13 protein-coding genes are annotated in these 13,358 nt (G+C 40.7%); 3 read left to right on the top strand and 10 right to left on the bottom strand.

Translation table 11 applies throughout. The features are described from left to right. On the top strand, positions 1-111 hold a 111-nt coding region (locus ACYPWY_RS12175), incomplete at its 5' end, for a transposase domain-containing protein (protein WP_459685465.1). Between the two features lie 39 nt (positions 112-150). Here ACYPWY_RS12175 and asnA read toward each other — a convergent pair. From asnA to lpdA, 3 genes are all read right to left on the bottom strand, one after another. Beyond that, on the bottom strand, positions 151-1,188 hold the full coding sequence (gene asnA / locus ACYPWY_RS12170) for an aspartate--ammonia ligase (protein WP_459685802.1): 1,038 nt from the start codon (positions 1,186-1,188) through the stop codon (positions 151-153). Between the two features lie 378 nt (positions 1,189-1,566). Next, positions 1,567-1,698 carry a hypothetical protein gene (locus tag ACYPWY_RS12165; RefSeq protein WP_459685801.1) on the bottom strand — a complete coding sequence of 44 codons (132 nt, stop codon included), beginning with the start codon at positions 1,696-1,698 and terminating at the stop codon, positions 1,567-1,569. Next, on the bottom strand, positions 1,695-3,041 hold the full coding sequence (gene lpdA, locus ACYPWY_RS12160) for a dihydrolipoyl dehydrogenase (RefSeq protein WP_459685800.1): 1,347 nt from the start codon (positions 3,039-3,041) through the stop codon (positions 1,695-1,697). Before lpdA ends, ACYPWY_RS12165 begins: the two co-directional genes overlap by 4 nt. A 104-nt stretch (positions 3,042-3,145) precedes the next feature. Here lpdA and ACYPWY_RS12155 point away from each other — a divergent pair, with 104 nt between their 5' ends. Then, a complete protein-coding gene (locus tag ACYPWY_RS12155) occupies positions 3,146-3,271 on the top strand; it encodes a hypothetical protein (protein WP_459685799.1) in 126 nt (41 codons plus the stop codon). Between the two features lie 191 nt (positions 3,272-3,462). Further along, positions 3,463-5,697: a DNA helicase RecQ gene (gene recQ / locus ACYPWY_RS12150; RefSeq protein WP_459685798.1), complete on the top strand. Its 2,235-nt coding sequence runs from the start codon at positions 3,463-3,465 to the stop codon at positions 5,695-5,697. Positions 5,698-5,704: 7 nt separating this feature from the next. Here recQ and fic read toward each other — a convergent pair whose 3' ends face one another. The 7 genes from fic to ACYPWY_RS12115 form a co-directional block, all read right to left on the bottom strand. Beyond that, positions 5,705-6,589, bottom strand: coding sequence for a protein adenylyltransferase Fic (gene fic / locus ACYPWY_RS12145; RefSeq protein ID WP_459685797.1), 885 nt, complete (start codon positions 6,587-6,589; stop codon positions 5,705-5,707). Then, positions 6,579-8,735 (bottom strand): UvrD-helicase domain-containing protein, encoded by a 2,157-nt coding sequence (locus tag ACYPWY_RS12140; RefSeq protein WP_459685796.1) that lies wholly within the window; start codon positions 8,733-8,735, stop codon positions 6,579-6,581. The genes fic and ACYPWY_RS12140 overlap by 11 nt, the downstream gene beginning before the upstream one ends. Before the next feature lies 1 nt (position 8,736). Continuing rightward, positions 8,737-8,883 (bottom strand): hypothetical protein, encoded by a 147-nt coding sequence (locus tag ACYPWY_RS12135; RefSeq protein WP_459685795.1) that lies wholly within the window; start codon positions 8,881-8,883, stop codon positions 8,737-8,739. Between the two features lie 250 nt (positions 8,884-9,133). Next, on the bottom strand, positions 9,134-10,294 hold the full coding sequence (locus ACYPWY_RS12130) for an ATP-binding protein (RefSeq protein WP_459685794.1): 1,161 nt from the start codon (positions 10,292-10,294) through the stop codon (positions 9,134-9,136). Positions 10,295-10,604: 310 nt separating this feature from the next. Continuing rightward, complete coding sequence (locus ACYPWY_RS12125; RefSeq protein WP_459685793.1) at positions 10,605-10,817, bottom strand: hypothetical protein; 213 nt, start codon at positions 10,815-10,817, stop codon at positions 10,605-10,607. 162 nt (positions 10,818-10,979) lie between these two features. Further along, positions 10,980-11,852: a Shedu anti-phage system protein SduA domain-containing protein gene (locus ACYPWY_RS12120; protein WP_459685792.1), complete on the bottom strand. Its 873-nt coding sequence runs from the start codon at positions 11,850-11,852 to the stop codon at positions 10,980-10,982. Further along, positions 11,833-13,347 carry an RNA-binding domain-containing protein gene (locus tag ACYPWY_RS12115; RefSeq protein ID WP_459685791.1) on the bottom strand — a complete coding sequence of 505 codons (1,515 nt, stop codon included), beginning with the start codon at positions 13,345-13,347 and terminating at the stop codon, positions 11,833-11,835. Before ACYPWY_RS12115 ends, ACYPWY_RS12120 begins: the two co-directional genes overlap by 20 nt. Positions 13,348-13,358: the final 11 nt, after the last annotated feature.

Here is a 13,358-nt window from a genome sequence, read left to right as displayed (position 1 = left end):
AATCCGACAGAATGGTTGACCGATGTCCTGAATCGTATCAATGAACACAAAGTAAACGAACTAGCCGATTTGCTCCCTATGAACTGGGCGGAAAAAAATCCGCAAGGGTAGATTGCCGAATGCTTACTATGTTCCCTAATTCAACTTATTTTATATCAGCGGCATTCCGTATTTTTCGGCTTCTACGCGCATTTCTTCCGGCCAGATGCTGGCTTGAATTTCGCCGATATGTCCTTTACGGAGCAAGAACATACACAAGCGCGATTGGCCGATTCCGCCACCGATTGATTGGGGTAATTCCCCATCCAACAAGCGTTTATGGAAGTATAAATCTTTTCTGGCTTCCTGTCCCGAAACCTTTAACTGGCTGATCAATGTTTCTTTGTTCACCCTGATTCCCATGGAAGACAATTCCAAAGCTTGCTCCAATACCGGATTCCAAACCACGAGGTCGCCGTTCAGTCCATGATAGCCGTTTTCGGTCTCTGTCGTCCAGTCGTCGTAGTCGGGAGCGCGTCCGTCGTGCGGTTCGCCGTTGCTTAATGCGCCACCTATTCCGATGATGAAAATAGCGCCGTATTCTTTTGCGGCCTTGCTTTCGCGTTCCTTCACCGTCAGGTTGGGATATTTTTGCAATAATTCTTCCGAGTGGATAAATGTGATTTCGCTCGGCAATATAGGCTTTATGGAGGGGAATACTTCAAAAACAAGGTATTCGGTACGAACCAGAGCGGCGTATATGCGGGTTACAACGTTTTTCAAGAAATCGAGCTTGCGTTCATCGGGAGCCATTACCCGTTCCCAATCCCACTGATCGACATACAGCGAGTGGTAGTTACCCAGCTCTTCGTCGGCGCGAATGGCGTTCATGTCGGTGTACAGACCATAACCCGTGTTCACCTTGTAGTCGGCCAAAGTCAGGCGTTTCCACTTGGCCAGCGAATGCACGATTTCGGCGCGCACATCGCCCATGTCTTTTATCGGGAAATTCACGGCGCGTTCCACACCGTTCAGGTCATCGTTGATTCCTGTTCCTTTCAGCACAAACAGCGGTGCGGTAACTCGCCTGAGGCGTAGTTCCGAGGCCAGATTTTGTTGAAAGAAATCTTTTACTTGTTTAATACCAAGCTCTGTTTGTTGCAAATTGAGCAGGGGACGGTATTGTTTCGGTTTAATTAAATAGCTCATATTTTCGGTTTTTTTCTATTGGTATGTTATATAATACATATCACAAAGATAAGTGTTATAAATTGTCCTGAAAAGTTTTTAGATTTATTTTACAGGGCAAACGCATGAAAATTTTTACTGCTTATACCTTTCGGTAAAATTGCTGATGTGAGCAGGGATTTGACTACGTCGATTTTCAATTCTCGCTACGCTCGAAATGACAGTCTCCTTTTGGGGAGAGGGGATGAGGAAGTGGCGGCGAAGCCGCCACTTCCTCATCCCTTAAACCACTAACAAGCTAGTCATTCCGACCAAAGGGAGGAATCCCATCCGTAACAGTAGTACTAAATTTTTCATGCGTTTGCCCTGATTTATTTTATTCGGAAATATTTTTCTCCATCACCATTCGTAATATCCCGGATGCAAGCCCTGTTCATCTTCGGGCAGTTTCATATCATCAATATCCTTATCGGGGTACATGACATATCTTCGTGTCTTTAAAATTTCGGGGTAGGGTGTTTCTTCTATCATATATACAATGTTTCGTGTAAAATTTCGCCAACTGTCGGATGCGGGAAAACAAATTTCCGAAATTCATCAACAGTGTATCCTTTTTCGATGGCAATGCCCGCAATAACAATCAGCTCGGATGCCGGATTTCCCAGTATATGGCAACCAATTACTTTTTTGTTCTCATCAACAATCAGCTTACACAGGCCGTTCCCCAATTCGTTTTCGGCAACAAATCTGCCGGAATACGACATCGGCAATTTCAATACGCTGTAAATGCTGTTTTCAGCCGATAGTTCTTCTTCGGTTCGCCCAACGCCTGCTATTTCGGGATTGGTATAAACCACTGAGGGGATGGCTTTGTAACTCATGGCATCGTCCAGCCCTAAAATGTGATTTATGGCCACTTCTGCTTCACGCACAGCCGTATGCGCCAAAAGCGAGTAGCCGGTAATATCTCCGCAGGCATAAACGTGCGGGTGGCTCGTTTGCATAAATTCATTCACCCGAACTCCAATCCCGAAAAGTTCGATATTCAGGTTTTCCAAGCCGGTGTTTCTAACCGGCTTCCGTCCGATGCCGACAAGTATCTTCTCGGCCTCTATGCTTATTTTTTCGCTGTCTTTTTCGGCGACAAGGCCGGTGGAAGTAACTTCTGTTACTTTGGTTCCCAAGTAAAAGTCAATGCCTTTTTTCTCGTATTCGCTTCTCAGCAAGGCCGATAGTTCGTTGTCCATAAGGCCCAAAATTTCGGGCATCATCTCGATGACGCTTACTTTCACGCCCAAGCTGTTGAAAAATGAAGCAAACTCAATGCCGATAACTCCGCCTCCGATGATGGCGAGCGATTGGGGCAATTCTTTATTTTCAAGCGCCTCTTTCGATGTCCAAAACTCCACATCCGACAGGCCTTTGATGGCTGGAATGATTGTTTCGGAACCTGTACAAAGCAATACATCTTTCGCCTGATACAACTTGTCGTTGCACGATAATGTAATAAATCCGTCCTTTTCGTCCAAAATAGCGGCTTCACCTGTAAGCAGTTCCACGCCATGACCGCTCAATCGCATACGGATGCCGGCAGCCAGTTTCTTTATCGTCTTATTTTTTCGGGCAATGATTTTACCCAAATCAAAACTTGCCTGTCCATCAACCGAAACGCCGTATTTGCCCGCAGATTTAATGGTATCCAGCACTTTTGCCGAATACAGAAGCGTTTTTGTAGGGATGCATCCCTCGTTGAGGCAAACTCCGCCAATCGCTTTTTTCTCGAAGAGAACCGTTTTCAGTCCGTTAGCCGAAGCCCTTTCTGCGGCAGTGTAACCGGCAGGCCCTCCCCCAATTATCGCAATATCGTATATCATTGTTTATTTTTTGAGATGAACAAAGTTAGCATTAAATCTTCGGATTACACACAAACACATAAAAATGTAATTCAAAATTTATAGGGGAAACGAGGGCAATTCGCATGAAAAATTTTAGAACTACTATTACGAATGAGATTCCTCCCTTTGGTCGGAATGGCTCGCCTGTTAGTGGTTTAAGGGATGAGGAAGCGGCGGCGAAGCCGCCGCTTCTTCCTCCCCTCTCCTAAAAAGAGACTGTCATTTCGAGCGTAGCGAGAATTGAAAATCGACGTAGTCAAATCTCCAGCCCAATCAGCAACCTTACAGAAAGGCATAAGCCGTAAAATTTTTCATGCGTTTGCCCTATATGGATAACAAAAATAATGAATATCTTTTAAACATAATCCCTATCTTTGCAGCAAATATTAAAGTTATCATTATGACGGAGATTACTGACGAGAAATTGCGCGTATTAAAGACCTATTTTGGGCATAGCGCTTTCAGGAGCAACCAAGCCGAAATTGTGGATGCTATTTTAGCGCATCGCGATTGCCTCGCCGTGATGCCTACCGGAGCGGGTAAGTCTATTTGTTTTCAGCTTCCTGCCATGTTGTTCGGGGGTACTACCTTGGTGATTTCGCCGCTTATCTCGCTTATGCGGGACCAGATTAGCGCGCTTCGCCAAAGTGGTATTAAGGCCGCTTTTCTGAATAGCTCTCAAACTCTTTCCGAACAGCGGGAAATTTTGAATCAGGCGCGGAATAATCAGTATAAACTGCTTTATGTGGCGCCGGAACGCTTGGATGCCGTCGATTTTCTGGACTATGCGCAGCAGGCCGACATCTCCATGATAACCATTGATGAGGCGCACTGTATCTCGCAATGGGGACAGGATTTCAGACCCAGCTATGCCAAAATTCCCGATTTTATAGCCAGGTTGAGGCTGCGCCCTGTGGTTTCGGCATTCACGGCAACGGCTTCTCCGCGTGTCAGAGAGGATATTTTGCTTTCGCTAAAGCTGAACAATCCCCGGGTGGTGGTCGCCAGTTTCGACCGGAAGAATCTCTTTTTTGAGGTGAAAACGCCCAGAAACAAAACCCGGACGCTGTTTGAAATTCTGGATAAACATACCAACGAATTTGGAATTGTCTATTGTTCTACCCGAAAAACGGTGGAAGAAGTGGCCGAAAAGTTAAAAGAGCGCGGGCTGAAAGCTGCTCCCTATCATGCCGGACTTCTGCAGCAGGAACGCACTCAGAATCAGGAGGATTTTCTTTTCGACCGCATCAATGTGATTGTCGCGACCAACGCTTTTGGCATGGGCATCGACAAATCAAATGTGAGCTTTGTCATCCATTACAACATGCCCAAAGACATCGAAAGCTATTATCAGGAGGCGGGACGAGCCGGTCGCGATGGGAGCAGGGCCGAGTGTACGCTCCTATTTTCGGGACAGGATATTGTAACAAATCTCTACCTGATTGACCTGGACGACAACAAAGAACCGGTGGACGAAGCCCTGAAAGCCGAGTTAAAAGCCAAAGCCAAAGAGCGTTTGCAGGCGATGGAAATGTATTGCAAAACAAACCTGTGCCTGAGAGCCATTCTGCTAAACTACTTTGGCGAGGAACGCGACAAGCACACAAGTTGTTGTGAATGTGGCAATTGCAACAATGAGAGCGAAAGGGTGGACATCACCATATTGTCTCAAAAAATACTTTCGTGCATCTCGCGAACACAGGAACGGGTTGGGAAAGGACTGATTATCGACACGCTGCGTGGAAGTAAAAGCGCCCGGGTACTAAAATGGCGGTTCGACCAGCTTTCCACCTACAATATCTGTACGGAGAGCGAGCAGGAAGTTGCCGAGGTTTTTGACTTTCTGGTCGAGAACGACTACATTTTTGTTACGGGAGATAAATACCCCATTAGCAAACTGACGCCAAAATCGGATGCCGTTTTAAGGCGAAAAGAGCAGCTGACAATGAAGCGAAATCTGGTAGCCAAACGCGAAAGAATAGAAAAGGCCGAAGCCCGACAGACAAGAGAACGAAGAGGCGGAGAAACAGCCGTTTACTACAACATAAACAACCAACTCTACGAACAACTGAGGGCGCTCAGGCGGGAAATTGCCGACAGTCAGAATGTGCCGGCCTTTGTGATATTTCCCGACTCCTCGTTGGTGGATATGTGCCGAATACTGCCCCGAACGGCAGCCGATTTTTTGAAAGTATCGGGAGTGGGCGAACAGAAACAACAGCGTTACGGCGAGGCGTTTACGAAAGTAATCAATAACTTCTTAGCCAATAATAACGTAGAACTGGAGAGTGAAACGACACCAAATGCAACGGCAAATTTGTTGCAAAGCCCTATCAGCGACGAGCTTGTTCCCGTCAGCGTTATAGCCGATAAAATCAATGTCGATTTGATGACCCGCAACCTCAAGCCAATCACGGCCAAAAAGCTCAACGATTTTCTGGTAGAAGAAGGCCTGCTAACCAACATCCTCGATAACCTGGGCAAAAATGCCCGGGCCGTTACCGAACTGGGAAAAGAAAAAGGAATCAGAGCCGAAGAAAGAACCTCCGAAGACGGCAGAAAATACCAATCGTTGTTGTATTCGCCCGAGGCGCAAAGGTATATTGTGGGACGGTTTTTTGCGGTGAATGGGTAGTGATAAACTATTCATTTTCTTCATAGTAATACGAATAGTCAATACCTTTCATAAACATTTCGCGACTGTTGATTTCATCTGTAAGGGCATTTTTCAGTAAATTCTTCAGTTTCGTACTGTTTATAGAACTTTTTACCATTGCTCCCAAATAATCTTTTTTGTTAATCTTGCTCCAATCCACGCATCTTTTCAGCTGCTTTTTCAGTATCAAATCCAGCCAAATCCGTGTGCTTCGTCCATTACCTTCCATAAATGGGTGGGCAATGTTCATCTCCACATATTTATCGACAATCTCGTCGAAAGTATTATCAGGCATTTGTTCAATCTCTTTCAGCGTGTTGCCGAGAAAGTGTGATACAGCAAACTGAAAGCCGCCTTTTGAAATGTTCTTCTGCCTTATTTGTCCCGCAAAATCGTAAAGTCCGCCGAACAGATAGGCGTGAACTTGCTGTAAACCTTTGGTTGTCCCCACTTCTATGCTATCAATAAAAGAACTTTCGAACAAGGCATAGGCTTTTGTTTTACTTTTTCCGTCAATACTTTCGTCGCCGTAAGTAAACCATTCAATAAACCGGTTTGCCTTTTTGCCGGGAAATTGTTTGCCAAGCGCAATAATGCCGTCATAATCAAGTATATCGGTTAAGTAGCGCTTGCCATCGCTCGCCAGAAGTTTCAGTTGGGTAGTGGCACTAACCAACTCACTGTTTTCTTTTTTCAGCTTGGTTTTGAGGTATTTCCAATAGTTTCGTGCTTTAGTGTATTCGTCTTGGTCGGTAAGAACAGCGACAATATCTAAAACGGAAAACCACCATTTGTTGTTCTCTTCGTCCCAAACAGCACGAACTTCGCGGTCGTCAAAAAAACGAATGGATATTTTTGTGTTATTGCTCATTTTTCTCTCCGCAATGCGGGCAAAATTTATGTGATTTGTCTATTTGTTTCTGACAATTATTGCACAAAAATACTTTTTCTTTGATTAAATCTATCGGTTTATCTATCCTTTCAAGCAGATTTTCGGGAATTTCACTGATAAAACTTGATTCATTGCCTTTGCGAGAAATCAAGAAAAGTTTTTCTTTGGCACGAGTAACCGCCACATAAAAAAGTCGGCGTTCTTCTTCCATCAACAATTCGTGATTTGCTCGTTTAATAACTTGAAAAATACGGTCTTCGAGCCAAATATCAGGAAAACCACCGGAACCGTCTGTCAGCCCAATAATAAAAACAACTTTTGCCTCCAATCCTTTGGCGGCATGAATGGTTTTTGTCTGCACTTTTATTCCTGCTTTTTTGAAAGCGTCGCTAAAATTTGGACGAAACATGTGATTTCGTCTATACAGAAATAAAATATCATCGCTCGTGTAGCCCTCTTTTTGCAACTTCACAACCTGAGACACACAGAAATTTAAGGTTTCTTCAATGCTGTTTTCTTCTTCGGAAGCCGAGAAAAGCATTATCTTCTGTAAAGTTGGTTTTATTGCAAAAATTTCTTTGTCAATTTTAAATTTATTGTGCTTAATTACCTCATTTCCTGCATCGACAATGTTTTGAGTGCTTCGATAATTGATATTCAGCGTGATTACTTTTGAAGGATTAAAATGTTTCTCAAATTCAACAATATAACTCACGTCAGAGCCGCGAAATCCGTAAATACTTTGCCAATCGTCGCCAACACAGAAAAGTTGTGTTTCTTCAGTCAACAAAAGTTTGATAAATTCCACTTGTAAACTGTTAACATCTTGAAATTCATCGACTAACACATACTTGAACCGGTCTTTCAGAATTTTTGCAATATCTTTTTCGTTTTTCAACAACGCAATACAACGAATGAGCAAATCGTTAAAATCGAGGTAAGATTTATCAACGCAATATCCATTAAATTTTTGAATTACTGGAATAGCGAGTGTGTAAAAATCGCGAACCCGTTCGTGCTGGTCTGCTTGTCCTTTTTGTGCAATTTGCTGAATGTCTGCGTTTTCAACTTTAATCATATCCATAACGCGATTTGCCATTTTTATAAATTCGTCGATATGATTGTAAAAACCGTTGAACGCTTCTTGATAAGTCAATTTACGAGGCTGATAATTCTCTGACAATCTGTTTTTTACAATATTTTCCAGAATATGACTGAAAAGAGCTGAATCATGAGTGTCCTTTTCATAAGTATATTCCATTGTAAAACCGGCTTTTTTACATGCTGATTGTTTATCTTTCAGAGGATAACTTAAATTGCTTAAATGTTCAATGTAAATATTGGCTTCGGGCAAATAAAAGTCGGGCTGAAATGTAAACCCTTTTTCCGAAACCTGCCGTTTCCCTTCGTAAACATAACGAATATTGTTGCGGAAAAACCAGTCGGCAATAAACTGTTCCGATTTTGAGCGGACTTTTGTGCCGTCAAGCGTGGTGTATAATTTTTCGTAACAATAGGATTTGTCGGTCTTGATATGAATTTTATCTACAAAATAGTCAAGGATATAACGTTTCAGAGCAAATAGAAATTTTTCATCGTCACATTGTTGAATTACTATTTTATGAAAAACTTCAAAAACAGTTTCTTTTGCTTTGTGTTCAGCAAATTCGTCATTCTCGTTCCACTTGTCTTCGCCCAGAATTTTAAATTTATTGTCAAATTCATTTGCTCCGTAATCTCTCAAAATCTTAAAACATAAACTATGAAAAGTTCTAATTGTCAATGCTTTAATCCATTGATATTTGTTTTGATATTCTAATCGCAATAAATTTTTGTCTTTTTCTGTAATTTGTTTGTCGGCAAGTTTTTGCGCGTAATTTCCTGTTTTATCGGACGAAATTATTAAGCGGTCGAGCATTTCATTTGCCGCATTTTTAGTGAAAGTTACAGCAAGAATATTTTTTGATTTAACACTTTCGTTTTCAATTAAATAAACAATTTTTTGCAGCAATGTCATTGTCTTGCCCGAACCGGCGCCTGCCAGCACAAGCAACCGCTTATCTCGACTGATAACCGCTTCCTGTTGTTTTTCATTTAACGAAGATATGTTTATCGTTGAGTTCATTTTATTTTTTCAAATTTTCTTTTGCAATCTTCATCGCTTTCCCCGTCAACTCCATTTCTTCCCCAATAGCTGCAACGATTTTATCGGCAAGCCAAAGAGTAACAATGGTATCGTATATATAAATCAATTTATTAATTCGTATTGACATACAAATATTTGATTTGTCAAATATCGGACAAAGTTAGCATGAAATCTTCAGATTACACACAAATGCATAAAAATGTTATTCAAAATTTATAGGGGAAAAGTACGAAATTATTTTCACGCGGTATGTTAATAGCACATATCCTCTTTCCGTTTCGAGGGAGAGGGTTAGAGCTTCTTTTCTCAAATGAGCAATGGTTGTCGTCCAATCTATGTCGATGCTTGAAAAAAGGGTTTTCAAGGGTGTTGGAATATCAATTTTCCAAGAAAAAATGACGGAAATTATACACGCCATCTTGTTGTACCGGCATTTCGGATTTTCCATCGAATATAAGCGCTGAGCGTGTGATTCTTTCTTTAAAAATATCTTTCAGGTAATCAATTCCTTTATAAAATTCCTTGTGATAGGTTTTAGCCGATTTGATTTCATAAATATTCAAATCATGCCCGCGTACATGAATCAAATCGACTTCTTTTTGCGACCTGTCTCTGAAAAAGAACAGATTGGCTTCTTTGCCGATGTTAAACCGTTCTTTCATGGCTTCATTAATAACCATGTTTTCAAACAACGCTCCCCGAAGCGGATGCACACTTAACTGTTCCTTTGTTTCTATGCCCAACAGGTAACACGCTAAACCGGTATCGTAAAAATACACTTTTGGCGATTTAACTAAACGCTTGCCAATATTTTCGTAATAGGGCGGCAGTAAGTAAACAATATAGGAAGCTGCCAAAACGCTGAACCAATGTGTTATAGTATTGGCTACTGCTCCTACTTCATTAGATAATGCAGAGGAATTACATTCCGTCCCAATTCGACCGGCAGTTAAGCGGACAAATTTCTGAAACAAATTTATGTCTTTCACATTCACTATCTGACGAACATCTCGTTCAATGCAAGTAGTATAGTAATTCCTGTAAAATATATTTCGTGGTGTGTTTTTTGCCCAGATAGCCGGATAACTTCCATTCAGGATAAGCGTGTCGGTAGATACTTCGTTTATTTTTTTACCAAGTTCATGTAAAGATAAAGGTAAAAGTGTGAACAGGGCAGTTCGTCCGGCAAGCGATTGCGTGATTTTTTCGAGCAGGGAAAAATTGCTGCTGCCGGTCAATATGTATCTCCTGTCCGGAAATTCATCAACTGTAACTTGAATATAAGAAAATAAATCAGGGTAATGATGAGCTTCATCAATGATAAGTCCGTCAGGATATTCGTCCAAGAATTTTCGGGTATCCTGACTGATTTTTTCCCTTGTATCAATGTCTTCCAAATTGATATACGGCTTTTCGGGAAAGAGTTCCCGACAAAGGGTTGTTTTTCCTGATTGCCTTGGCCCCGTTACCGTTATTACAGGAAAGTAGGGTATTGCATCACTTATTGCCAATTTTAAATTTCTGTATATCAGTTCCATAATACATGATTTGACAAATTCGCAATTGAATTTAGAATCGGCGCAAATATAGCTGTTATTTATTGAATGGGCAAGTTTTAGAGTAAATTATTTTTCGGAATGCATGCAGTTTTCACCTGCCACGAAGTTATAAACTTCGGAAATTATTGGTGCAAGTTACCGCTATCGCTAGATTTGCGACGGGGGGGAGATACAAATATAAAGAAATCACTACGCATCAAAACACATAGAAACAAAAACCCGCAGTAAAAAAATCTTCTACTGCGGGTTTCCTATACTGTAAGTCCCCCATGGGGGATTTAGGGGGCTGTTACTTCACTTCCTCCACAGTTTTCTGGTTGTTTTCTGTAAAGTTTTCTTCCCTGATTGTTTTTGTGGTATCAAGCATAAAAGTAAATTTTGTTTTGTCGATAGAGGTTTCAAACAGGACCTCATTTCCTGTTTGCTTTTTCCATTGCAGCATTTTGTCGAATCCGTAACCTGCGCTTTCACAAAGTTTTGCCAAACATATAAAAGCCTTCATCCTCAAGATATTGAGCTTTTATATCTGTATAAACTTCCAGATAGGTTTTGTTTTCGTTGTTAATTTTTATCACATTATCTCTTATGAACATTTCAATCTTTTCTGAAACGTAAATATAAGGGTGATATTCCTTGTTTATTCGGTCAATTATAACCAAATTCATTAGATTTTGGTTATTTTGATTAATTTATTATATTTTCTCATTTTAAGTATTTCTTCATAGTGGTGGCTATAAAAATGACAATTTGTTATATCGTTTGACAAACAGAATTTTTTCCATCGAGAATCTGATATTGCTTTAAAAAAAGGATTTCCTATACTTTTTTCGTAATATTCTATCCCATTTTCAAGCCAAGCCATTGGATAAAACAATCGCGTTTTTAGTTTTTCTGTTAAATAATCAAATGACCTTATTTCCGCTCCAATTTCATTCGCAATTTGATTTCTTTTATCTATGCTGTGGGAATTTGCAATTCTTCTCCCAATTATAATTTTAAAATTGAAATTACTTTTATGAATAATTCTCGTATTTACGGTTGGCAAATATTTTCTAACCCAAGAAGGATTATCAATTAACCAGCGTTTCCAATCTCGAATCTGCTGAATTGCCCGATTGAAATCAGAACTAATAGTTCCTCTTTCTGAAAACAATTCTATATCTGGGCGCTTAATTTCTATTAGTTCAAATAAGTTTCCATTACTAAATCCATCGGAAAGAGTAACAAAATCCGTTTCCAATTCACTTCCTAATTTTAATTTTGAAATCACTAAATGGCAATTATCATTCCCTAAAAAAACTCCCGCATTATCATTTAAAAATTTATGATAATGGTTCTCCGTTTTATTCTCAGACAGAAGCGATTCCCATTCTGATATCAAGTTACTTCTAAAGTCTTTATTTGTAATTAGAGAATACCAATCCATTTTACCATTTGTTTTCAAACATTTACATTTCGCAGTTGCTTCGCCAAGATTACAGCCAACGGCGTAGCCGTTATAGGCAGCCCAAGTTTTTTCATTCTTTTTCTTTGTCAAAAATTACCCATTTTCCGTCAAAGCGTCCGCCCTCACGGATAACAATACCCAACTTTGTAAGTATTTGTATATCGCGTTGAATGGTACGTTGTGCAACGGATAATCTTTGCGACATTTTTTCTGCCGTAATAGAAGGTAAATCACTCATTAAATTTAATATAATATGCTGTCTATCTGTCAAATCACTTACGACATTCTTTACGACATCACTTACGACATTCTTTACGACATCTATCGTACCACCTTCCGTACCACTTTCTTCTCCGATTGCTTTTGTGGTATCAAGCATAAAAGTAAATTTTGTTTTGTCGATAGAGGTTTCAAACAGGACTTCATTCCCTGTTTGCTTTTTCCATTGCAGCATTCTGTCAAATCCGTAACCTGCACTTTCACAAAGTTTCGCCAAACGGAAAAATTTTGCCAAAACCGGATTTCTCGGCAAAGTTTCGTCGGTTTTCATCAGTTCTTCAACAGTGCGAGGCAATTTTCCCGGATTTTCAAATTCAATGCGGTTGGTAAAGACCCTGATTCGCGGTTTCATCGGGCTGAAATAATCGGAGTGAATGAGCAGGTTTACCAATGCTTCACGCAAAGCATCTATTTCTTTTGTGTCTTCGTGTCCGATTCCCATTTCGCCGATTGTAAGCGGGTTGTTGGCGTAAATTCGCAGGCGTTGAAACAGCACAAAATAGTATTCCCAAAGATTTTCCTGTTCTTCCACTCTGAACGTATAACGCGGCTCGGCATTGGCGTAGTTTGTAGCGGGAATTTCTAAATAATCAACTCTGAAATCTGAAAAATGGTCGGTTATCGCGGCATTTGTACCCAAAAATAACAGTCCGCCATAAGTCAGTTTTCCGTCGGTTACAATTTTCAACCGCTGATTAAACTCGTCATCGTCCATCGTATTGTAATGCAAATTGGGATTAAATCCTTTCAGATATTCACGGAAACGCTTGTATGAGGCTTTGTTAAGCGAATCAACCGACGTGCCTTCAACTACCTTTTCCGACATTGAGCCGAAGGCTTGGTCGCGATAAAGGGCGTTGATTTCAAACTCGCTTGCCTGTTGGTCGCCGCTGCCTGTGCGAATAAAAGTATTTTGTACACCATTGAAATACACAGGTTTAATATCGGAAGACGGAATGTAAAACGCCAAAACATTTTTGCCGTCAATCTTATATCTCTTTGCCTGTGGCGACAATTTGATATTGAATTTAGTCTTGGAACGCAGCGTTGTAAGCATATCGTTTTCCAATTTTTCAACGTCATCAACGCCAACAATATCAAACGTTTTCTTCTTTTGCGACACGCCGAACACAATCCAGCCTCCCGAAGTGTTGGAAAAAGCAGAAACTGTTTCCCAAACGTCTTTCGGAACATCTGTACGGGCTGTTTTGACTTCAAAATTGTCCCATTCTATATCTTGTAAATGTTCCAACAATTTCTGTTTGGTCATTGGCTTGCTGTATTCTATGTTTTGAGGTGAGGGCATAAGGTTTATTT

Source organism: Viscerimonas tarda, from assembly GCF_054601255.1.
Note: the sequence above shows the minus strand (reverse complement) of the source record. Positions and strands in the feature narration are given on the sequence as shown.

Excerpts from the sequence above, each read along its gene's own strand:
- asnA (WP_459685802.1), bottom strand. The coding sequence starts at position 1,188 with ATGAGCTATTTAATTAAACCGAAACAATACCGTCCCCTGCTCAATTTG.
- ACYPWY_RS12165 (WP_459685801.1), bottom strand. The coding sequence starts at position 1,698 with ATGATAGAAGAAACACCCTACCCCGAAATTTTAAAGACACGAAGATAT.
- lpdA (WP_459685800.1), bottom strand. The coding sequence starts at position 3,041 with ATGATATACGATATTGCGATAATTGGGGGAGGGCCTGCCGGTTACACT.
- ACYPWY_RS12155 (WP_459685799.1), top strand. The coding sequence starts at position 3,146 with ATGAAAAATTTTAGAACTACTATTACGAATGAGATTCCTCCCTTTGGT.
- recQ (WP_459685798.1), top strand. The coding sequence starts at position 3,463 with ATGACGGAGATTACTGACGAGAAATTGCGCGTATTAAAGACCTATTTT.
- fic (WP_459685797.1), bottom strand. The coding sequence starts at position 6,589 with ATGAGCAATAACACAAAAATATCCATTCGTTTTTTTGACGACCGCGAA.
- ACYPWY_RS12140 (WP_459685796.1), bottom strand. The coding sequence starts at position 8,735 with ATGAACTCAACGATAAACATATCTTCGTTAAATGAAAAACAACAGGAA.
- ACYPWY_RS12135 (WP_459685795.1), bottom strand. The coding sequence starts at position 8,883 with ATGTCAATACGAATTAATAAATTGATTTATATATACGATACCATTGTT.
- ACYPWY_RS12130 (WP_459685794.1), bottom strand. The coding sequence starts at position 10,294 with ATGGAACTGATATACAGAAATTTAAAATTGGCAATAAGTGATGCAATA.
- ACYPWY_RS12125 (WP_459685793.1), bottom strand. The coding sequence starts at position 10,817 with ATGAAGGCTTTTATATGTTTGGCAAAACTTTGTGAAAGCGCAGGTTAC.
- ACYPWY_RS12115 (WP_459685791.1), bottom strand. The coding sequence starts at position 13,347 with ATGCCCTCACCTCAAAACATAGAATACAGCAAGCCAATGACCAAACAG.